This window comes from Dechloromonas aromatica RCB (assembly GCF_000012425.1).
In genome coordinates this window covers 2,830,652-2,850,792 of record NC_007298.1, presented here as the reverse complement: position 1 = coordinate 2,850,792, position 20,141 = coordinate 2,830,652, and the positions used below count along the sequence as shown (strand labels likewise).

Annotated in this window: 25 protein-coding genes; 9 read left to right on the top strand and 16 right to left on the bottom strand. The window is 60.2% G+C overall.

What is annotated here, in order from left to right; translation table 11 throughout:
- Positions 1-6 precede the first annotated feature (6 nt).
- The 14 genes from traF to DARO_RS13530 all read right to left on the bottom strand — a co-directional run bounded on the left by traF (position 7) and on the right by DARO_RS13530 (position 10,945).
- The gene (traF, locus tag DARO_RS13595) at positions 7-597 is read right to left on the bottom strand and encodes a conjugative transfer signal peptidase TraF (protein WP_011288383.1); all 591 of its coding nucleotides are present in this window, start codon (positions 595-597) and stop codon (positions 7-9) included.
- The gene (locus DARO_RS13590; protein WP_011288382.1) at positions 594-962 is read right to left on the bottom strand and encodes a hypothetical protein; all 369 of its coding nucleotides are present in this window, start codon (positions 960-962) and stop codon (positions 594-596) included. Before DARO_RS13590 ends, traF begins: the two co-directional genes overlap by 4 nt.
- Positions 959-3,526 carry a type IV secretion system protein TraC gene (gene traC, locus DARO_RS13585; RefSeq protein WP_011288381.1) on the bottom strand — a complete coding sequence of 856 codons (2,568 nt, stop codon included), beginning with the start codon at positions 3,524-3,526 and terminating at the stop codon, positions 959-961. The genes DARO_RS13590 and traC overlap by 4 nt, the downstream gene beginning before the upstream one ends.
- A gap of 7 nt (positions 3,527-3,533) precedes the next feature.
- The gene (traV, locus tag DARO_RS13580) at positions 3,534-4,115 is read right to left on the bottom strand and encodes a type IV conjugative transfer system lipoprotein TraV (RefSeq protein ID WP_011288380.1); all 582 of its coding nucleotides are present in this window, start codon (positions 4,113-4,115) and stop codon (positions 3,534-3,536) included.
- Positions 4,112-4,930, bottom strand: a complete 819-nt coding sequence (locus DARO_RS13575) for a DsbC family protein (protein ID WP_011288379.1) — start codon at positions 4,928-4,930, stop codon at positions 4,112-4,114. Before DARO_RS13575 ends, traV begins: the two co-directional genes overlap by 4 nt.
- Positions 4,917-6,290 carry a TraB/VirB10 family protein gene (locus DARO_RS13570; protein WP_011288378.1) on the bottom strand — a complete coding sequence of 458 codons (1,374 nt, stop codon included), beginning with the start codon at positions 6,288-6,290 and terminating at the stop codon, positions 4,917-4,919. Before DARO_RS13570 ends, DARO_RS13575 begins: the two co-directional genes overlap by 14 nt.
- A complete protein-coding gene (locus DARO_RS13565) occupies positions 6,287-7,096 on the bottom strand; it encodes a type-F conjugative transfer system secretin TraK (protein ID WP_497462977.1) in 810 nt (269 codons plus the stop codon). The genes DARO_RS13570 and DARO_RS13565 overlap by 4 nt, the downstream gene beginning before the upstream one ends.
- 58 nt (positions 7,097-7,154) lie before the next feature.
- Positions 7,155-7,721 (bottom strand): type IV conjugative transfer system protein TraE, encoded by a 567-nt coding sequence (traE, locus tag DARO_RS13560; protein WP_011288376.1) that lies wholly within the window; start codon positions 7,719-7,721, stop codon positions 7,155-7,157.
- A gap of 17 nt (positions 7,722-7,738) precedes the next feature.
- Positions 7,739-8,038, bottom strand: coding sequence for a type IV conjugative transfer system protein TraL (gene traL, locus DARO_RS13555; RefSeq protein WP_011288049.1), 300 nt, complete (start codon positions 8,036-8,038; stop codon positions 7,739-7,741).
- 29 nt (positions 8,039-8,067) lie between these two features.
- The gene (locus DARO_RS13550; RefSeq protein WP_011288375.1) at positions 8,068-8,418 is read right to left on the bottom strand and encodes a hypothetical protein; all 351 of its coding nucleotides are present in this window, start codon (positions 8,416-8,418) and stop codon (positions 8,068-8,070) included.
- A gap of 133 nt (positions 8,419-8,551) precedes the next feature.
- Positions 8,552-9,229, bottom strand: a complete 678-nt coding sequence (locus DARO_RS13545; RefSeq protein ID WP_011288374.1) for an OmpA family protein — start codon at positions 9,227-9,229, stop codon at positions 8,552-8,554.
- Positions 9,226-9,774 carry a lytic transglycosylase domain-containing protein gene (locus tag DARO_RS13540; RefSeq protein ID WP_011288373.1) on the bottom strand — a complete coding sequence of 183 codons (549 nt, stop codon included), beginning with the start codon at positions 9,772-9,774 and terminating at the stop codon, positions 9,226-9,228. Before DARO_RS13540 ends, DARO_RS13545 begins: the two co-directional genes overlap by 4 nt.
- A gap of 188 nt (positions 9,775-9,962) precedes the next feature.
- Positions 9,963-10,460 (bottom strand): hypothetical protein, encoded by a 498-nt coding sequence (locus DARO_RS13535; RefSeq protein ID WP_011288372.1) that lies wholly within the window; start codon positions 10,458-10,460, stop codon positions 9,963-9,965.
- A gap of 251 nt (positions 10,461-10,711) precedes the next feature.
- Entirely contained in the window at positions 10,712-10,945 is a 234-nt protein-coding gene (locus tag DARO_RS13530; RefSeq protein ID WP_041224396.1) for a hypothetical protein, read from the bottom strand.
- 115 nt (positions 10,946-11,060) lie between these two features.
- Between DARO_RS13530 and DARO_RS13525 the strand changes: the two genes are divergently transcribed.
- From DARO_RS13525 to DARO_RS13490, 8 genes are all read left to right on the top strand, one after another.
- On the top strand, positions 11,061-11,399 hold the full coding sequence (locus tag DARO_RS13525) for a metalloregulator ArsR/SmtB family transcription factor (RefSeq protein WP_011288370.1): 339 nt from the start codon (positions 11,061-11,063) through the stop codon (positions 11,397-11,399).
- 20 nt (positions 11,400-11,419) lie between these two features.
- Positions 11,420-11,926, top strand: coding sequence for an arsenate reductase ArsC (locus tag DARO_RS13520; protein WP_011288369.1), 507 nt, complete (start codon positions 11,420-11,422; stop codon positions 11,924-11,926).
- Between the two features lie 42 nt (positions 11,927-11,968).
- Entirely contained in the window at positions 11,969-12,424 is a 456-nt protein-coding gene (locus tag DARO_RS13515) for a low molecular weight phosphatase family protein (protein ID WP_049758702.1), read from the top strand.
- Between the two features lie 71 nt (positions 12,425-12,495).
- Entirely contained in the window at positions 12,496-12,861 is a 366-nt protein-coding gene (arsD, locus tag DARO_RS13510; RefSeq protein WP_011288367.1) for an arsenite efflux transporter metallochaperone ArsD, read from the top strand.
- 16 nt (positions 12,862-12,877) lie between these two features.
- Positions 12,878-14,650, top strand: coding sequence for an arsenical pump-driving ATPase (gene arsA, locus DARO_RS13505; RefSeq protein ID WP_011288366.1), 1,773 nt, complete (start codon positions 12,878-12,880; stop codon positions 14,648-14,650).
- 12 nt (positions 14,651-14,662) lie between these two features.
- Positions 14,663-15,715, top strand: coding sequence for an ACR3 family arsenite efflux transporter (gene arsB / locus DARO_RS13500; RefSeq protein WP_011288365.1), 1,053 nt, complete (start codon positions 14,663-14,665; stop codon positions 15,713-15,715).
- A gap of 37 nt (positions 15,716-15,752) precedes the next feature.
- Entirely contained in the window at positions 15,753-16,163 is a 411-nt protein-coding gene (locus DARO_RS13495; RefSeq protein ID WP_011288364.1) for an OsmC family protein, read from the top strand.
- Positions 16,147-16,722: a sigma-70 family RNA polymerase sigma factor gene (locus DARO_RS13490; RefSeq protein WP_497462976.1), complete on the top strand. Its 576-nt coding sequence runs from the start codon at positions 16,147-16,149 to the stop codon at positions 16,720-16,722. The genes DARO_RS13495 and DARO_RS13490 overlap by 17 nt, the downstream gene beginning before the upstream one ends.
- Before the next feature lie 258 nt (positions 16,723-16,980).
- Here DARO_RS13490 and cadR read toward each other — a convergent pair whose 3' ends face one another.
- Together cadR and DARO_RS13480 are read right to left on the bottom strand one after the other, a co-directional pair.
- A complete protein-coding gene (cadR, locus tag DARO_RS13485) occupies positions 16,981-17,469 on the bottom strand; it encodes a Cd(II)/Pb(II)-responsive transcriptional regulator (protein WP_011288362.1) in 489 nt (162 codons plus the stop codon).
- Between the two features lie 16 nt (positions 17,470-17,485).
- A complete protein-coding gene (locus DARO_RS13480) occupies positions 17,486-17,824 on the bottom strand; it encodes a YnfA family protein (protein WP_011288361.1) in 339 nt (112 codons plus the stop codon).
- Between the two features lie 89 nt (positions 17,825-17,913).
- Between DARO_RS13480 and DARO_RS13475 the strand changes: the two genes are divergently transcribed.
- Positions 17,914-20,133: a heavy metal translocating P-type ATPase gene (locus tag DARO_RS13475; protein WP_011288360.1), complete on the top strand. Its 2,220-nt coding sequence runs from the start codon at positions 17,914-17,916 to the stop codon at positions 20,131-20,133.
- Positions 20,134-20,141: the final 8 nt, after the last annotated feature.

The following is a 20,141-nucleotide window of genomic DNA, read 5'->3' as shown; positions in this document are numbered from 1 at the left end:
GGAGTCTCAGAACAGCGGGACCACGACGCCGATCACCTGCTCCTCCCGGACCAGGCCACTTTCCTGGTAGCGCGAGTCGAAGGAGTCGGGGCTGGTGCCCTGCACGTAGTAGTAGCGAGGCGGGATTACGGTCGGCGCAATCGGTGCGAGTGGCCTGCGGTCATAGGCCTTTGTCTTGGCCACACCGACGTCCTGGCCGTTGATGGCGACCTGCCGGCCGGTGACGGTTACGGTATCGCCCGGCAAACCGCGCACGATCTTGAAGAAAGGCTGACCGAGTAATCCCGGATAACGGCGCTGCGCCTCGCCGGCAAAGGCGTAGACGATGAAGTCGCCGCGCTGCAGTGGGTGCAGACCACGCTGCAGCCAGGCAACGCGATAAGGCAGGCTCGGTGTCCAGTTGAAAAGAACCGGTACTCGCGGTGTCGCGTCGACGAAGAGGCGGACATAGGCCAGGCTCCAGATGGCGACGATCGGCAGGTAGAGGTACCAGCGCTGGCGGGCGTGGCACAGGAAGTCGCCCACCCACCCGAGGATTCGACGCCCATGTCTGGGGTTTGCTGCGGGGCGGGCGGCCTGAAGAGGATCGCTGTTCATGGTGCAGTCACCTTTCTGCGCAGTGCGGCCGTCAGATCGACGGTATTCGGGGTCGCTCCGGCCACGGCCGCCTTGAGGACGACCAGGCAGTTGCATTCGCGTGGCAGTTCCTCAAGGGCGACCGGCAGGCGCTGGGCAAAGCTTCGCGCCATGAACAGGGCTTTTTGCCGGTCTTCCTCGGAACTGGCCTTGGTCAGAATCTGGGTGAATTCGGCTTCCTTGGCGCGGTACACCTCGGCCACGTCGACCACACCGATGACCAGCGCGGGGCGCAGGACGAGACGGTCGTAGGCGGTTAGGGCGGCGCTCACCACGAATAGCGTCAGCAAGCCCTGGCCCAATAACTGGGATGTGTTCGGTTTCATACCGTATGCCCCCGATGGCGCAGTAATTCACTGATCGCCTCGTCGATGGATAGGCCCTGGGCGCGCAATTCGTCGATCGGGGCGTTGTCTTCCAACTTGTTGGAGAACAACAGGTGGGTGGCCGGATCGAGGATGTTACGGGCGACGCCTTCGCCGACCGGCGACGAGATGTACAACTCGGAGAAGACGCCGGCCTCGGTACGCAGGGAGTTCAACAGCCGCTTCTTCGGTTCGTCCATGGTCAGCCGGCCCTTGCGGTCGAGCATTTCGATGGACTCCGGCTTCTGGCGCAGCAGGAAAACCCAGTCCGAGCAGTTGAAGGCTGCTTCCATCTGGGTCGAGCCGTAGAAGTCGTCGGCGCTCTGGGTTGCGGTGCCAAGCGCACCGCCGTACTTGCGGGCGCGCCGGGCCGCTTCCTCAATGACGGCGGCCTTGACCGGATCGTCGGCACCGATATCACCCAACTGCTGCTTCAGTTCGTCGACGAAGAGCACCTTGCGCCGGTTACGGGTGAGGTACATCTCGCCGGTGATCCGATGCAGCAGCAGAATATTGACCACCGCATGCAGGTCGGGCCGGCGTTTCAGTTCCTCGTTCTCGATGACGATGAAGTCATTGGAAAAGTCAATGTTGTTGCGGCCTTCGAAGAAGCGCTCGTATTGCCCGCCACGCGAATAGGGATTAAGCATGATGGCGAGGTCCTTGATGCGCTGGTCGCCAACGACACCCAGTTCTTCGATGCTGCCGCTCTTGAAGGCGTCGCGCAGGCCAGTAATGCGCAGCTCATTGCCGTATTCGCGCCAGAGCTTGAGGACCATGGCTGAGATGGCCTTGTACTGGACCTCTTCCAGGGTGTGCTGCATCGAGCACATCTTGGCGATGCCGGGCACCAGCATGTCGATGTCTTCATTGATATCGACGATGTGGGTGAACGGGTCCAGACAGATATTCACGTCGGGCCGGAACTCGATATAGGTGCCCTTGGCCTTGCGGCACAGTTTCTCGAAACTGCGACCGAGATCGAGCATCCAGACCTTGGCGCCGATGGCGCGGTAGGACCAGGCCATTTCGTTCATCAGAACCGACTTGCCCGAGCCCGGTGCACCGATGATGGCAAAGTTGTAGTTGCCGAGATCGTTGTCGAAGATATCGAGCGTCATCAACTGGCCGCGGCGACCCCCGAACACCAGGGCCGGCGTGCGCGTGCCGCGCCACTCGGCAATCAGCGGTGCCATGTGGATGGCATTGGCCATGGTCTTGCGCGTGACCCGGCGCATTTTGACCAAGTCTTTGTGAAATTTCTCGGTCAGCGTCATCGGCAGGCTGGCGAGCAAGGCCTGGCGGTGCATGTAAGCGTCGGCATTGAGCTGGAAGCCGCGGCCGCGCCAGATCGCATTGGCGGCTTCATGGGCGGCAACCGATTTGTTGGGTGCGGTGAATATCGCCAACTGGTGGTAGAGGCTGACCAGATTACCGCCGGTGTCGATGGCATCGGCCGCCGCCGTCCAGTCCTGCAGTTTCTTGTTAACGTCCGGCATGACGTCGGCCATCTTCGATTTGGCATTCTGCGTCGCCCGCACATGGTTGGCAGTGACCACCGACTTGGTGAGGTTGGGGTCGAGGACCTGGACGCCGAGGGTCAGCAGAAACGGTGCGCTGTACTGCAAGGCCGGCTGCATCAGGTCGCCGATCAGCGACCCCATCTGCCACAGCGCGAAGCGTTCCGGAAAACTTTTGATCGAGTAGAAGCGCGCCTCCAGTACGTCGGGACTGGCTTCCTTCCACAAGGTCAGGCCGCTCGGATGCGGGTCCTGGATGGTGTCGAAGTCCACGATCTGGTCGCGCAGTTCCCGGCCGTCATCGTAATTGAGGTCCGGCGCATCGGTCTGCGAGATGCGATCGGGATTGGTGAATAGCGCACACCAGTTGATCAGATCGGCGGCATCGCAAACGCGATTGGGCAGCGAGGCCGAGCGCAGGCTGGACGACATCGAATCGCGCAGGGCGAGCAGTTCGTCGCGCTTGTTGAGGTCTTCCGGATTGCCCGGAAAGGCAACGCTCAGCATTAGCCGAAAATCCCGGATCGTGTAGTGGAAGCCGGCAGTCAGCGACTTCTGTGCTCCCTGCAACAGGTGGTCCACGCGCTGGCGAGCCAGTTTGCGGAACAGATTGCCGTTGCGGGCCGGGCGGCCCCATTGTTTGGCCTGCTCGGCCTGATCCTCATCCTCGACCCGCAGATTGGCGTACTGGCGCAACTGGCTGCGCACCTGCGGCGAGGCGAACAAATGGAACTGGATGCCGGTGCCAGGTGGGCAATTGGCGTAGAGCGAGATCAGTACTTCCGCCATCCGCTCGTCGGCCCCCGACTGCGGCATCAGCTCGAGCATGACGCCCATGCTGTCGCGGTTCACAAAAATCTTCTCGGCGGCAAGATAGCCAGAGTAGGGCAGCCAGTTGGCGAACTGTTCGGCCGGTGTGTCCGCCGGTTCGCCGAAGGGAAAGCGCGGCGCATGGGCGTGGTCGCGCTGGCGGGCAAAGTGCGGATCGCTGTGGGCGGTATTCATCTTGACCTCACTGCGCAGGGTTGGCGCCGGCCCCGGACAGCGGTGGGCGTTGCAACATCGGTAGGGGCGACGACGTACTGGCGCCGAGTTCGGTGGTCGTCTCAGCGGCCGGCTTGGGTGGCAGCTTCAGCGGTGCATAGCGATCACGGATCTGGTGTTGCACGTGGTCGATCTGCCACTGGCCGTTGTCCACCTGGACATAGACGTAGCCCTGATCGTAGAGATCGCCGTCTGCGTCTTCCCAGGGTTTGATCCACAGCCGCAGGATGCGGGCCTGGGTGCGCAAGGGACTGGGCGTTATGGCCATCCCGGAAAGGTTGGCTGTTGCCAAGGAAATAGGACGTCCAGCCGTGGGGGAGGCGTTCTCTTCAGATGTCTCTTTCTGCCGGCGAGCGGAGCGTTGGGCCTGCTGGCTGGGTAGATTGTTGTGAAGGGCGTTGGCGTAGGTGCCGGACACCGAGTCGCAGGCAACGCCATCGGGGGCCTTGCAGGCGTACTTCGAGTCGCCGCCCAGGCCGGACATGTTCATGCAGGCGCCCAAGGGGAGCAGTAGGCAGGCGGCACCGAGTTGCAAGATCAGCGTCTTCATGGCTGTTTCTCCGGTGCAACTTGCGATGTAGTCACTGCGAGCTGTGCTTCGATCACGGCCCGTCCGACGAACCCTTCGCTACGAGTGCCATCCGCCCAGATCAATGTGGGTGTGCCTTGCACACCGAGTTGGCGGGCCAGTGCCAGGTTGCGACCGATCGGGTGGTCGCAGGCAGTGGCGGTATTGAGCAGGCTGTCGTCGCTGTTGAGCATCAGGCGCCGCCAGGCAGCCGCACGATCCGTCGCACACCAGACAGCGATCGGTTTAGTTTCGCCCAGGAATGGCAGCAGGAAGGTGTAGATGGTGAGGTTGTCGAGGCTGGCCAGTTCCGCCTCCAACTGTTTGCAGTAAGGGCAGTTGGGGTCGCTGAAAACGGCTACCCGGCGCTGACCCGTGCCGTGCACGGTCTTGATCGCGTCGCTCAGAGGCAACTGTTCGAAGCGGATCGGTGATGCTGTGGTTGGCTGGTATTTCTGAGGGGTTTTATCGGCGCTTTTTGCCTTGCCGGCCTGCGCCAGTTTCGGGCCGGTCAGGTCGCTCATGCTCTTGGTATCGAACAGATGACCAAAGAGAAAGTAGCGCGGCTGCCTGGCCGACACATAGGCCACGTTGCCGTTCATCCAGACCTCGTAGAGGCCAGTGACGGGCGTGCGGGCGATACTGGAGAACCGCGTCCCCGGATGAGCTTTCTGCAAGGCCGTCAGCAACTGCGTCTCGTCGAGCGTGGCCGCATTGGCGGCGAAGCAGTTGCCTAAAAGGATCGTGCTCAAGGCTGCGACGAGTGCTCGCCGGCGCATGGGTTTAGTAGTTGCCATCGTCCGAGGTCTCCAGGTAACGAGTTTCAGGGGAATTGGCGAAGCGGGCGGAAGACGGTTCGCCGCTTGTCATCGGCACATCGATGCGCACGCCCTTGGTGATCACAACGTCGACCTCGCGGCCGGCGTCCACTTCGATGACCGGGAAGGTGTTCTCGGCGAGCTTGATGTAGTACTGGGCCAGCCGGTCGAGGGCCTTGCCGACACCGGAGCCGAGGCCGGCGCGATAGGCTTCGGAACCGGTGGCGCTGGCGACTGTGCCGAGGGCCGAGGTGCTGTACTCGGTCGACGAGGTCGCCAGGCCTTGGCCGATACCGCTGACCACGCCGGCCAGCAGGGCGTTGGCGAGCATCTGGCCCTGCTTGGTGACCAGCCGCCCGCGCATGCCGACCTTGCCATCCTCGCCGTAGATCGAGCCCTGAATCTTGACTTCCAGCGTCGCGCCGTCGGTTCGTACGCAAGACAGACTCTCGGTGCGCAGGTAAGCACGCTCGGAACTGATGTCGCCATAGCCGGCGGCCACCACAAAGCACTCCCGGTATTCGGCGCGGAAGCGGTTGGGCAGGAACGAGTTGTCTGAAAGACGGATCAGGACTGGGTGCGGATTGGATTGCGATTGACCGCCGGTCGGCGCATCCAGGCCACCCAGCAGCGTGCCACGGGTGAAACTGACGGGCAGGAAGGTGGCGACGGTCCGGGTGGATGCTTGCGATCCGGCCCCTGCGGCGCGCTCTGCTTTCTCTCCCGTGCTGGCGAGCAGGGAGCGCTCGGCAACGCTAATCCGGGTAATCGCTGGCGTTGGTGCAATAAGGGGGCTCGGAGGCAGCAGTTCGCCGGGCATGCCGCTTGGCATTGCTCCGGCGGACAAGCCCTTGGAAGGCGGTGGAGCAGGGGGCAGGCTCGCCGCCGGCGGCATGGTCGGGACTGGCGTGGGTGGCGGGGGCGTAGAGGCCGCCTGCTGGGTCGAAGTCAGTCGCTGTTCCAGTTCGGCAAAGCGCTGCATCGTTTTCGCTTCGAAGGTCTGGCGATCCTTGTTGAGTCGTCCCTGTTCTTCGCGTTCGTTCTCGTACTGGGCAAGCTTGCGCCCGGCCGTGCCGACCCATTGGTCGACCGGATTGACCTGAGCGCCGGGTGACATCACGCCAATGTTGGTGACCGAACTGGCCGGCCCGGCGGCGGGTTGCGTGCTGCTCGTCGGCGGACTGCTTGCCGTGAATGCGAAAATCGACCAGAGCAGCCCGACGCCGCCGGCCAGCAACGCGCCGAGCATGGCGTACTGGCGTTGCCGCGGGGAGAGGTGCTGTAGCAATTGCTGCGGTAAGCCCCGCAGCGTGTGCATCCACTGACGTGGCGTCGTCATGGCGTCTCTCCGCGGCGGATTACATAGACGCTGGTGCTTTCGCCGGGGCGAAGGTTGTGGTGCTCGATGGCAATGCCGACGACGCTGCCCTGTTCACGGTCGAACTCCGGTTCGGCCAAGACCATGGGGGCATCGCTGATGTTCTGCAGCAGGTATTTCTCGCCGACCAGGCCGCGCCCCTCGTACTGGCGCACCCGCGAAAACCGCGCCTCGTTCCATAACGGGAGCGTGCCGCGGGTCTCTTCGACCCGGATATCCGGTGGTACCCGATCTGAAGTCATGGCTACCAGGAGCGCCTTCATCGCCCGTACCTGGTTGGGAGACTGGCCGGCCGGAATCTGAGCCGATGACGCATGCTTCAATGCCTTCGGCGTCCTGTCACGGATGACGATCGTATCGGCCGGGGTATCCGAACGGCGCAGCAGCAGCGTGTAGGTGGCGTTGGCCGATGCGACGAAGAGATTGATCGGTTTGGCCGAATCACCGACAGGACGGACATAGATTTCGCCCTTGTCGCGATCACAGGTCAGCGCGATCTCGCCGGCCGGATTGATCGGCGATGAACCGGCACCGGCGGGCGCCATGCCCGGGGTGGCGGGAAGGGCTGCCGCCATGCCGCATTGGCTCGAATGGATATTGCCGAAGACGTCGGTGATCGACGCCCCTTCGATGCGGATGCGGGTCGGTTCCCGGATCGACAGGATGGCTTCGACTGCCGCGCCGTCGCTGGCCTCGACGAGTTGCAGTGCCTGGGCGGGCAGCGCCGTGATGGCGGCGATACCGGCGACGGCTAACGTAGAGCTCATTGCCCATCTGCGCCGAGGCGTTGGCATTGGAACCGGTCGGGATAGGGGCTGTTGGGTATCAGTTGCCGACATTGGCTACCTCCTTGAAACTTTTCAGATGCATGCGCGCGCCGGCGTAGCTGAACTCGACGCGATAGGCCTTGAGGTCGTTGGCTGTCTCGAAGCCATTGACCAGGGTGCGTAGCCGTCCGCGAATGACGACGCTCTGGCCTTCTTCGCTGGGAACCAGTTGCTGGGGTGCGAACACGGTGGCGGCATTGATGCGTTTCAGGCGTTCGGCTTCCACTTCCTGCCGGGTCTTCAGCGGGCCGTACTGTTCCGGTTCGACGTAGCCAAGCAGGATGTCCTTCTTCCAGTCGATTGAGGCCGGCGTCACGTCGAGGACCAGCCAGGCAATGAAACTGCCCATCTGCTCCAGGTACTCGCTGCTGGCCTTGTCACGGGTGACCCAGAAGGTCTTGTCGATTGAGGGCGGCACGACGATGGTGCGTACCGTACCGAGCAGGTTGAGGATGACGATCAGGGCGAGAATCTGGCCGGCCGCCAGGACGCCGACGGTGAGACTCAGCCCCCGGTTGCGGCGGCGCATTTCCTTGATGTCGCCGTTGAGTCGTTCGAAGTCCATGGGTTTTTCTCCTGGGCTCAGCCGACCATGCGGCGGATGTGGGACGGTGGCGTGGCACGCATCGTGGTCAGCGGACTGGCCGGCAGGTGCCAGTACAGCCAGTGGATGGCGAAGGCCGGATGCTTGTCCGCCTTGATGCGCGATATCCAGCGCGAGACGAAGATGCCCGCCGCCATGCAGACGGCGAACGAGGTCTTGCTGCCGGACATGTAGCCGACGAAAAACATGAACAGGATCGGCGCGGCGACATCGACATCCCAGAAGCCGATTTTCCATTGGTCATCGAGACGCCGTGGGATATAGGTGTCTGCTTGCATGTCGGACTCCTGGGGTCGATGCCGGCGTTTCAGATCACTGCGCCCATGATCGCGCCGGCGATCACGAGACCCACGGCGGCAAAAATGGCGAGGCCCACGTAAAACAGGACCGGACCGAAGTTGCGTAGTGCAGAGAGCGAGATGAGCGCGACCACGAACCCGACGAAGCCGACCAGGGCCTTGATGCCGGGGCCGAGCGCGGCGATCTGGGTCAGGGCTGAAGTGAGCGGCCCGGTGATGCCGGTGAAGGCCACCAGGTCCAAGGCGTAACCGGGAAAGGTGGCGCCGAGACCAAGGACGATCATCGCCAGCAGCACGGTAACGTTCATCGGCTTACGGGTAGAAAGGTGAGGGAAAGAAACAGGGGCTGTAGCGTTCATGAAAACCTCCGAACAAAAGTGGGATGACGAATGGGGGTAGGAAGGCGGGTGGGCGCATAGACATGCCGGCGGGTGAGAGCGCATGCGCTCGGCGGGTAATGGTGTTGGCGGTCAGCCAGCGGAAACTGCGAGGTCATGGCTGCACCTTGTCGCGCAGATCAAAGACCAACTCGACCCGCCGGTTTTGCGTACGGCCGGCCAGGGTGTCGTTCGCGGCAATGAAACAGCAGGCACCGCGCGCCTTGACGCTCAGCGTTGGCATCAGCCTCGGGTATTTTTTGATAAGGTGGTCGCGAACCGCCAGAGCGCGAGCGAGGGCCAGTGATTCATTGAAGGCCAACGGCCCTGTGTTGTCCGTACGGCCGATGATCGTGATCTGGCGCGCCGAGAGCAGGGCAGTCATTACCTCATTCAGGCTGGTATGGGCAGCGGGGCTTAGCTTTGCGCTGCCGAGGCCGAACTGGATAGTGATCGTCCGTGAAGTGTCGGTCTTTGGTGTTGGGAGAGGGGTGGTCGGTTCAGAGGCGATGGGATGGGCCGGGGAGGATGACGTTGCCCGGTCGACTGTCCGGACTGAGGAATCCGAGGCGAGGGTTTTGGGCGTGCGGATTGGGCAGGCCGGCGGTACGCAGTGTCCGAAAGTTGCTTGGCGGCCGAAATCGAGTTGAGCCAGTTGCCCGGGAGCAGCGTCACCCGTGTTCTTTGGGTGATCCTTCTGCGCCGCGTTATGAAACAGACTGCACGATGTAGCGAGGAGAGCGCAGCAGCCAATGAGGCCGAACCTGTGGTAGTTCAAAAAGGTGGCCTTCATGGCGCCACCCTTACCGACATCAGGGCGAATGTTTCGCCTCGGGGCGTCTGTTTGCCCCTCTTTATTTCCCCGGAGAGTTGGCTGCCATGTTGCGCGGGCAACTGGCGATACACCCGCCAGGCGTATTGGGCGCGGGCTTTGGAGCAGGCTTCACCCTTGAGTTGTGAGCAGGCGGCATTGTAGGCACCGACCGTATCCCAGGTCGCGCCCTGCCGGGAGAACAGGTCGGACAACAACCAGGCACCGACCTGAATGTTGGTGCATGGTACGAAGAGATCTGCTTCCTTGATGCCGTGGCGTGACAGGGTTGAAAGATGGCCACTGTTGATCTGCATGAGTCCGATATCGTAGGAGCCGGTGCGCTGTATATGCGTGCGGTTGACCGCGTTCGGATTCAGGTTCGATTCGACACGGGCGATGGCGTAGAGCAACTCGGCTGATATGCCGTAGCGTTGAGCTGCTTCTTCCCAGCAGGCTAGGGCCCAGGTGGGCTTGGTTGCCAGAATGGCAAGGGCAGCAAATGGGGCAACAGCCAGCAGACGCATGAGTCAACTCTCCAACGGAACCGAAATAGACCGCCTGGGGACAGGCATGGAGGTCTGGACCGTCGGCTCTTGCAGACGGTCATGGTCGGGTTCGGGTCAGTCCGGTGGCTAGCCGGGCAAGATGATGAAGAGTGGGCGCTCTGAAACGGGTGGGGTGCGGGTGGATGCAGTTTGCAGCGGCGCAGGACTCAGCGCGGATGCGCTTTACCCCGCTGATGGGCGCGTGCTGCCATGTTTTGGCGTGCCTGCCGCAGGATGGTGGCGCCCGATTCATCCCATGTCTTGCACAGAGCGACGCAGGCCGTCGTCAACTGGTCGAGTTGGAACTTGGGATTAGGATGGCGGTTGGCCGGCGAAAGCTGCAGATCCAGTAGCAACTGGAATTGCTTTCGCCACATTGATTCACGGCGGCGCGGGGTTTGGGGCGGGCGAAGAACCAATTCACTCCCGAGGAACTGAAAGATCTGTGCGGAGGCATCCTGATGTGAGAAGACCAGAGAAATGCAGGCACTGATCAGATCGGGGAAACGGAAAGTCGGCGACACGTTGTCTTCGCTGTGCAGAAGACTGTAGAGCCAGTCATGTTCATCAAGCCACAGGCGCGTCTCAATGACATCCTGTGAGGCGCTCACCTTTGAGGGAGGCGCAGTATTTTCCGGGTGTGGTATCGGTGTGGCGGTAAGCATGCGGCTAACCTCAATTCAGTGGCGACGTAGTGCTCTATGTGAATGCATGAGCAGAGAGTAGGCCGTCGGGGCTGTGGCGTCGCCCGGGAATGAGGGGCATATTTAGGGGGTTTCGCTACCAGCGAAGAGGTTGGTAGAGTGCTAAAAACATATTCGTTAGGGATTTTCATGGAGCGTAGTCGACTCAACTCAATTTCGCTACGGGCTTGGCTGCTCTTTCGGCCAAGCCCGTTTGGTACATCTGTTCAGGCTTATTTGGTGTGCTTCACACCTATCCACTGGGCATTCTTCTTGTCGGCAGTCGCTTCGCAAACCAGAGGTACTCCGGAAATCGTTGCCTTCTCGCCGACTTTGTAGAACTTCCCATCATCCCCGTTGTAACACTGGGGGGCCTGAGTTGCCTGATCCTGCGTGGTTGATGGCGTGGCATCGGCGGCAAATGCGTTGATGGAAATTGCAGCCAGAAGAATAAATAGAATGCGCATAGCTACTCCTTGATTAACACTCCCTGAAATTGAGCCGGGGTCGCTCACGACAGCACTTAACTCTTGTAACAAAACTGTCGTTGAGCGATTTATACAATTCTATTATTATAGAAATATGACTATCAAAGAAGCCGTCGCCGCGCTGGGTGCGCTGGCGCAAGAAACGCGTTTGCAAATATTCCGCTTGCTCGTTCAAGCGGGGGCCGAGGGGCTTTCCGTGGGGGCTATTGCTGAACGCCTTGGCACTGAGGCCAACGGACGCCTTTCCTTTCATTTGAAGGAGTTGGCCATTGCCGGTTTGGTGCACTCCAGCCAGTCCGGGCGTTTTGTCTACTACTCGGCCAATTATCCGGCGATGAATGACCTCTTGGCCTACCTGACTGAGCACTGCTGTAGCGGTACCTCCTGCGGGATCGAAGTTGTTCCCTGCGATCCTGAAAAGACTCCTAAATAACTCGGATATCGATAAATCCCATGTCCAAAACAACCTACAACGTACTTGTCCTCTGTACCGGGAATTCAGCACGGTCCATTCTTGGCGAAGCATTATTCAACCACCTTGGGCAAGGTCGGATTCGTGCTTACTCGGCGGGTAGCCAACCGTCGGGGAAAGTGAATCCGGTCGCCCTGGAAACGCTTGAAAAGCATGGCGTTCCCTTGCCGGAAGCGCGGAGCAAGTCGTGGGATGAATTTGCCGCCCCGGGTGCTCCCGAGATTGACTACATCTTTACGGTCTGTGCGAGCGCCGCTGGCGAAACCTGTCCGGTCTGGATTGGGCATCCGACTACCGCACACTGGGGTATTCCTGATCCCGCTCATGTCGAGCCGATGTCGGCTCGTGTTGAAGCTTTTGAAGTTGCCTATCAGCGGTTGGAACGCCGCATCAAGGCCTTCCTTGCGTTGCCGCTTGAGACAATGTCTGCGGCAGACATCAAGGCAGTTGCCAAGCGGATTCACGAGGAAGCAACTGCTCAGGAATAAGGGCATGTGTCGTGGATTTCATTGCCTTGAAGGGTGTAGCAGGTGACCAGTGAGCCCATTGCCGTGAGCGTGTTGTTCGTTGATTGGTGCAACTCCTGTCGGTCCATCATGGCGGAGGCAATATTCAACCATTTGGCGCCGCAGGGCTGGCTTGCTTCCAGTGCCGGATACCAGCCAGCGAAAGACGTTCATCTACGGGTAATTTCATTGCTGAGCCGGTATGCAATTCCGACGCATCTGCTCAAACCCAAGCCGATTGAGCACGTATTTATCAAGCCGCAAAAAATCATAACGTTTTGTGAAGATTCAGCACTGCTCAATAGTGTCCGATCGATCAATGGGCAAGATGCAGTGTGCTGGCCAGTTTCTGACCCGGAGGAGGCAACGGGCACACATGACGAACTGGATCTGGCATTTTTAAAGTCCTTCCGCCAGTTGGAGTTTGCGATCGGAGAGTTGATCGACAGTTTGAGGCTGGAGTCTCAAGCCGCTAGGTGAAACGGAATTTTTAGGGCTGGCGCATTCAATAGTGCCGGTAGATTGGGCATACCTTTTGAAGGAGTAATCTCATGTCAGTGATTCAAATTTTCGATCCCGCCTTGTGCTGCAGCACTGGCGTTTGTGGCGTTGATGTCGACCAGCAACTGGTTAGCTTTTCTGCCGACGTCGATTGGGCAAAGCAGCAAGGGGCACAAGTTGAACGCTTCAACCTTGCCCAGCAGCCCATGGCCTTCGCTGAAAACGCCGTCGTCAAAGGCTTCCTTGAGCGTTCGGGTCAAGAGGCATTGCCGCTGATCCTGGTCGATGGCGAATTTGCCCTAGCTGGTCGTTATCCGAACCGTGCCGAGTTGGCGCGCTGGGCAAAAATGGAAGCTGCAGCGGTCGACGCAGTATCGCCGGCCAAAAGCTGTTGCAGCGGTTCCAAGTGCTGCTAACCAAATAAGGGTCGCCATGAAATTCCTTGAACAGCCGCCGCGCTATCTGTTTTTCACCGGCAAAGGCGGGGTGGGTAAAACCTCGATCGCTTGCGCCACCGCAATCCAGTTGGCCGAAGCCGGACAGCGCGTTCTGCTGGTCAGCACCGATCCGGCTTCCAATGTTGGCCAGGTGTTTGGCGTGGACATCGGTAACCGAATTGTCGGTATCGAGGCTGTTCCGGGTTTGTTCGCGCTTGAAATCGACCCGCAGGCAGCGGCCCAGGCCTATCGGGACCGGATTGTCGGTCCGGTGCGTGGCGTATTGCCGGAAGCCGTTGTGAAGGGGATTGAGGAACAACTGTCGGGCGCATGCACGACGGAAATTGCCGCATTCGACGAGTTCACCGCGCTGCTGACCGATTCAGCGCTGGTTGCCGGCTACGATCACATCATTTTCGATACCGCGCCGACCGGCCATACCATTCGCCTGCTGCAATTGCCCGGGGCATGGACTGGCTTCCTTGAAGAGGGCAAAGGCGATGCTTCCTGTCTGGGGCCTTTGGCTGGTCTGGAAAAGCAACGTACCCAGTACAAGTCTGCGGTAGAAGCGTTGGCCGATCCCGTACGGACACGGCTGATCCTGGTTGCCCGCGCCCAGGCCGCGACCTTGCGCGAGGTTTCCCGGACACATGAAGAACTGGCCGGCATCGGTCTCAAGCAGCAGTATCTGGTGATCAATGGTGTCCTGCCTGAGTCTGCCGTGGGCAGCGATCTGCTGGCCAAAGCCATCTACAACCGTGAGCAGGCTGCCTTGCTTGAGATCCCGGCGGTTCTGAAAGCCTTGCCCATCGACCAGGTCGGTTTGAAGCCGTTCAACCTGGTCGGTCTGGATGCGCTTCGGAAGTTGCTGGTCGCCAGTGTTTTTGATGCGGCATCGGATATTCCTGCTGCGACGGTGCTCCCTGAAGTTCCAAGCCTGGCCGTGCTGGTAGACGGTATTGCTGCCGATGGTCATGGACTGGTCATGCTGATGGGCAAGGGCGGGGTTGGCAAAACGACGCTGGCTGCAGCCGTCGCCGTCGAACTGGCCAGCCGTGGTTTGCCGGTTCATCTGACGACCTCAGATCCGGCCGCGCATTTGTCGGAAACCCTGGCCGGCAGTCTTGAGCATCTGACCGTCAGCCGTATCGACCCGCAGGCCGAAACCGAGCGTTATCGTCAGCATGTTTTGGAGAGCAAAGGAGCGACGCTGGATGCCCAGGGCAGGGCGCTGCTGGAGGAAGATCTGCGCTCGCCCTGTACCGAGGAAATTGCCGTCTTCCAGGCTTTCTCCCGAGTCATCCGCGAAGCCGGCAAGAAATTCGTCGTCATGGATACGGCGCCCACCGGCCACACCTTGTTGCTGCTTGATGCGACCGGTGCCTATCACCGCGAAATCGCCCGTCAGATGAGCGGCAAGGACATGCACTACACCACGCCGATGATGCAGTTGCAGGACGCCAAACAGACCAAGGTGCTGATTGCGACGCTGGCCGAAACGACGCCGGTGCTTGAAGCCGCCAACCTGCAATCGGATTTGCGCCGGGCCGGCATCGAGCCCTGGGCCTGGGTCATCAATAACAGCGTCGCGGCAGTGCAGTCGTCCTCTCCGTTACTGCGCCAACGCGCCGTCAATGAACTGGCCCAGATCGACCTGGTGGCGCATACCCATGCTGTACGTTACGCAGTTGTTCCGCTGATCCAGGATGAGCCGGTTGGCGTCGAGCGTTTGCGCGCTCTGGCCAATTGCCATCCTGTGACAGCCTGATCGAGATAAATCATGAGTGAAGTTACCAAAAAACTATCCTTCCTCGACCGTTACCTGACGGTCTGGATTTTCGCCGCCATGGCGCTGGGTATCGGTCTTGGCTATTTTGTGCCGGGTACCGAGGCCTTCATCAACCGCTTCCAGGTTGGGACGACCAACATCCCGATTGCGCTTGGCCTGATCCTGATGATGTACCCGCCCTTCGCCAAGGTGCGTTATGAGGAATTGCCTGACGTCTTCAAAGACAAGAAGGTACTCGGCCTGTCGTTGGTGCAGAACTGGATACTCGGGCCGATCCTGATGTTCGCGTTGGCCATCATCTTCCTGCCGGACAAGCCCGAATACATGGTCGGTTTGATCCTCATTGGGCTGGCCCGCTGCGTCGCCATGGTCATTGTCTGGAACGAGATCGCCAAAGGCTCAACCGAGTACGCCGCTGGCCTGGTCGCCTTCAACTCGATCTTCCAGGTGCTGTTTTTCAGCGTCTATGCCTGGTTCTTCGTCACCGTCTTACCACCCATGTTTGGGCTGAGTGGCATGGCGGTGGATATTTCGATTGGCCAGATCGCCGAGAGCGTCTTCATCTACCTCGGCATTCCCTGCGTTGCCGGTATCCTGACCCGCGTCATCATGCTGCGCTACGTGACCAAGGAGTGGTATCACACGCACTTCGTGCCGAAGATCGGTCCGATTACCCTGGTTGCGCTGCTCTTCACCATTGTCGTCATGTTCAGCCTGAAGGGGCAGTTGATCGTCAGCATTCCCCTCGACGTCGTGCGCATTGCCATCCCGCTGCTGATCTACTTCGTGGTCATGTTCTTGTTCTCGTTCTACATGAGCAAGAAAGTCGGAGTGAACTACAAAAAGTGCACCACGCTGTCGTTCACCGCTGCCAGCAATAACTTCGAACTGGCCATTGCAGTAGCCATCGCCGTCTATGGCATCAACTCCGGCGCGGCTTTTGCTGCGGTGATTGGTCCGTTGGTCGAAGTGCCGGTCATGATTGCGCTGGTCAGCCTTTCGCTGTGGTTCAAGAAACGCTTTTTCCCAACCGAAACTGCTTGATAATCGACGCGTCCTTCCAATCGACCAGGGTTTGATCATGCTTGAGTACGAAGTCTTCGCCCAGCGGCTATCAGCACAAGGCAGCGTGGCGACCACCAAGTGCGCCGAAGTGGCGCTCGATACCAATCTCGACGGTCGGGAGGATGCGTTCAATCCGGCGGAATTGCTGCTCGCTGCGCTATCGGCCTGCATGCTGAAGGGTATCGAGCGCGTTACGCCGATGCTCAAGTTCGAATTCCGGGGTGTGGCAGTACGTATTCATGGCTGGCGGCAGGATGCGCCGCCGAAGATGGCGCGTATCGAATACACGGTTTGGGTCGATACCGATGAACCTGATCGACGGCTTGAGTTATTGCATGAGAACCTCAAGAAATACGGGACGGTTTTCAATACGGTTTCGGCCGGCTGTGATCTGACCGGCACCCTGCGCCGTGGGCCGCCCGACTAGCATGGGCGTGCCCTGCCTGCTCACTGCCTGGGCGGCCCATGAGGCTGAATTGCGCGGCTTTTTGCGCCACCGCTCCGGTTTGCTCGAAGAAGCTGATGACCTGTTGCAGGAAGTCTTCATCCGGGCACTGCGTCAGGACACGCAGTTCTGCATCATCGAAAACCCCAGGGCATGGCTCTACCAGGTCGCCCGCAATATTCTGGCCGATCGGTTCCGACATGCCCACGAGCATGTGCCGCTGCCCGATGACGTTCCCGAGGTGTTGCTCGATGAAGCACCCACGGTCGACGCTTTGAGCCAATGCCTGCCGAGGGTGCTCACCGAACTGTCGGCTGATGACCGACTGGCGATCACTTTCTGCGACATCGAAGGAAATTCGCAGCAGGCCCTGGCTGAACATCTCGGCATTTCCCTGCCGGGAGCAAAATCCAGAATCCAGCGGGCCCGGCAGCGATTGCGTGAGCAGTTGGTCTGTGCCTGCCAGGTCACCTTCGACGACAACGGGGATGTCTGCTGCTTCGTTCCACGGCCACCGCTAACGGACTCGCCGGACAAGTAACGCTGGCGCAACTCGATTTTTTACCCAAAATCGCAGTTGACCGTAGCAATCGTCATCTCCGGCAGTGTCAAATCGACAGCGATTCTGCAATGAGTTGTGAGTCAAACGACAACGCTATGGTGCAGTACGATCTGGATCTGCTGGGTGGCACGCTGCCGTCTCGGTTCCCAGGAATTAGTCATCTGGTTTCTGTCTTGGTCGGACCCTGATAGGGGACATCACAGAAAACGGAATAAATCGTACGCTAAGCTAATGCCATCAAACTTGGTTGCCTTGATTACCTTTCGCCAAGCTGCGGTTTGCGCCATGCCGATGCGTTCCCTGAACATGGGATGCCGTCTTGCCGCCAGGTACAAACGCTTGAGACAAGCCGTCAAGAATGCCGCAGTGGGCAGCCTCCCGCGCCTCGCCACACCGCTCACGCAGGTCTTTTAGTTGCCTCTCCAGTTCCTGGAGTTCTTGCATCCGTTGGGCGACGTGCCCAATGTGCCGATCAAGCAGACGATTCACATCCGCGCAGTTTTCCTGGGGTGACTCCTTGAAGTGCAGCAATACCCGGATTTCATCAAGCGTCATGTCCAGACCGCGACAACGCCGAATAAAGAACAGTCGCTGGACATGGGGTTCGCCATATATGCGGTAATTGCCTTCACTGCGGGCAGGCACTGGCAGCAGCCCATCACGCTCGTAATAGCGGATTGTTTCCACATTCGTCCCGGCAAGGCGGGCCAGTTCGCCGATTTTCATCTTCGCCTCCTGACGTTCAAACGGACCGGGCCGGTTGGAGCATGATGATCGCCATACCGGCCAGCGAGACCGCACTGCCAACAAGATCCCATCGGGTCGGCACAACGCCATCAATCCGCCATAGCCAGATCAAGGCAATCGCCACGTAGACACCCCCGTAGGCGGCGTAGATTCGGCCGGCGGCACCGGGGTGCAGGGTCAGTAGCCAGGCAAACAGCCCCAAGGAGACGGCGGCGGGGATCAAGAGCCAAACTGGACGCTGCTGGGTCAGCACCAGCCATGGCAGGTAGCAGCCGATAATCTCGGCCAGCGCCGTTATGGCGAACAATCCCAGAACTTTGACTAACTCAAGCATTGCTTCGGCTCCGACTATTTTCCTTTATTGTAATCACTTGACTCTGTAGCCACTCAAGGGTTCCTAATGCAGGAAACAAGGAGAACGCCATGAGTCTTGATCCCCACCCGAAACCTCTTCAAGAAACTGCCCATAGCGGCTGTGCGGGTGGCTGTTCCGCAGAAATGACCACCGCCACAGAAATCCCGGCAGCTTCCGATCTCGCCCAAAGCGATGGCATACCCGTTTTCGTCATTCCAACCATGGACTGCCCGAACGAGGAGAATGACATCCGTCGGGCGGTGGCCGGTATCGATGGCATCCGTTCCCTGCGTTTCCAACTGTCTGCACGCACAATTTCGATAGATGCGACGACAGATGCCCTCGATGCAGCCTTGGCCGCCATCCGCAAGGCGGGGTTCAGCCCCAAAGCGGTGTCGGCAGATCAGGCGGAAACGAAAAACGTCGGCGTCAGTGAGCTATGGCGAAGTGTTCTGGCGTTGGGCCTGGCCGTCGGCGCTGAAGCCCTGGATTTCTTCGCGCCCGACACATTGCCTTTCAAGGGTTTCGGTATGGCATTAGCCGTCGCCGCCATCTGGCTGTCCGGCATTTCTACCTATAGCAAAGGCGTGGCGGCATTGCGGCGCGGGCAGTTGAACATGAACGCGCTGATGGGTGTGGCGGTGACCGGGGCCTTCCTCATAGGACAGTGGCCCGAGGCGGCGATGGTCATGGCCTTGTATGCCATTGCCGAACTGATCGAAGCCCGCTCCGTGGATCGGGCGCGTAACGCCATCAAGGGCCTGCTCGACCTGACGCCAGAGACGGCGGAAGTTCGGCAGGCTGATGGAACGTGGCTGGACGTTCCGGCCGCAGCGGTAACGCTGGAGTCCTGCGTGCGGGTCAAACCCGGCGCCAGGATACCGCTCGATGGTCAGGTGACGGCAGGAAGCAGTGCGGTCAATCAGGCGCCGGTCACCGGCGAAAGTATCCCGATTGACAAGGTGGTAGGCGACCCGGTATTTGCCGGCACGATCAACGAAACCGGCATCCTGGAGTTCCGTGTGACGGCTGCTGCCGACAACACCACGCTGGCCCGCATCATTCACGCGGTCGAACAGGCGCAGGGGACGCAAGCGCCAACCCAACGCTTCGTGGATCGGTTTGCCGCAATCTACACCCCGGCCGTGTTCGGCATCGCGGTTGCCGTGGCCGTTCTGACACCCTGGCTCCTCGGCTGGACCTGGACGCAGGCGATCTACAAGGCCCTGGTGCTGCTGGTCATCGCTTGCCCCTGCGCGTTGGTGCTCGCCACGCCGGTGACGGTGGTCAGCGGGCTGGCGGCAGCGGCCCGACGCGGCATCCTGATCAAGGGCGGTGTCTATCTTGAAGAGGCCCGAAAACTGCGGGTCATTGCCCTCGACAAGACCGGTACCATTACCGAAGGCAAACCCCGTCTGGTCGCCACGGAAATACTTCCCTCGGCGGTCCCCGAATCGCAAGTGCTTGCCTGGGCGGCCAGCCTGGCCGGACACTCGGACCATCCGGTCTCAAAAGCGATTGCGACCGGTCTCAAGGTTCCAGAGAACGGCTTGACCGATTTTGTCGCACTCGCCGGACGAGGTATTGAAGCTCGCACGGATGGCCAACGCCTCTTTCTCGGCAACCATCGACTGGTTGAGGAGCGCAACTTGTGCAGCGCCGAAATCGAGGCTCGCCTTCAGGCGCACGAGATGCAAGGCCGGACGGTCACCATGCTGGCATCGGCAAAGCAGGTGCTGGCGATTTTTGCGGTGGCGGACACCATCAAGGAAAGTTCGCGGGAGGCGGTGGCCGATCTGCACCGTCTCGGTGTCGTCTCGGTCATGTTGACCGGCGACAATGTGGCGACGGCCGCGAGCATCGCAAAGGAGGCCGGCATCGACGACGCTCGGGGCAATCTTCTCCCAGAGGAGAAACTGGCGGCCATCGAAGATTTGCAGCGTCGCTATGGCCCGACCGCGATGACCGGCGACGGCATCAACGACGCGCCAGCCCTGGCGCGTGCCGACATCGGCGTGGCGATGGGCGCGGCTGGCACGGACACGGCGATGGAAGCGGCCGACGTGGTGATCATGAACGACGACCTGCGGCGTATTCCTGAGACCATTCGCCTCTCTCGGCGCACCCATGCGGTACTCTGGCAAAACATCGGGCTGGCCCTGGGCATCAAAGCGATCTTTCTCGGACTCGCCATTTTTGGCAATGCAACCATGTGGATGGCGGTATTCGCCGACATGGGCGCAAGTCTGCTGGTGGTGGGAAACGGCGTGCGGCTGTTGCGCAAATGATCACGGAT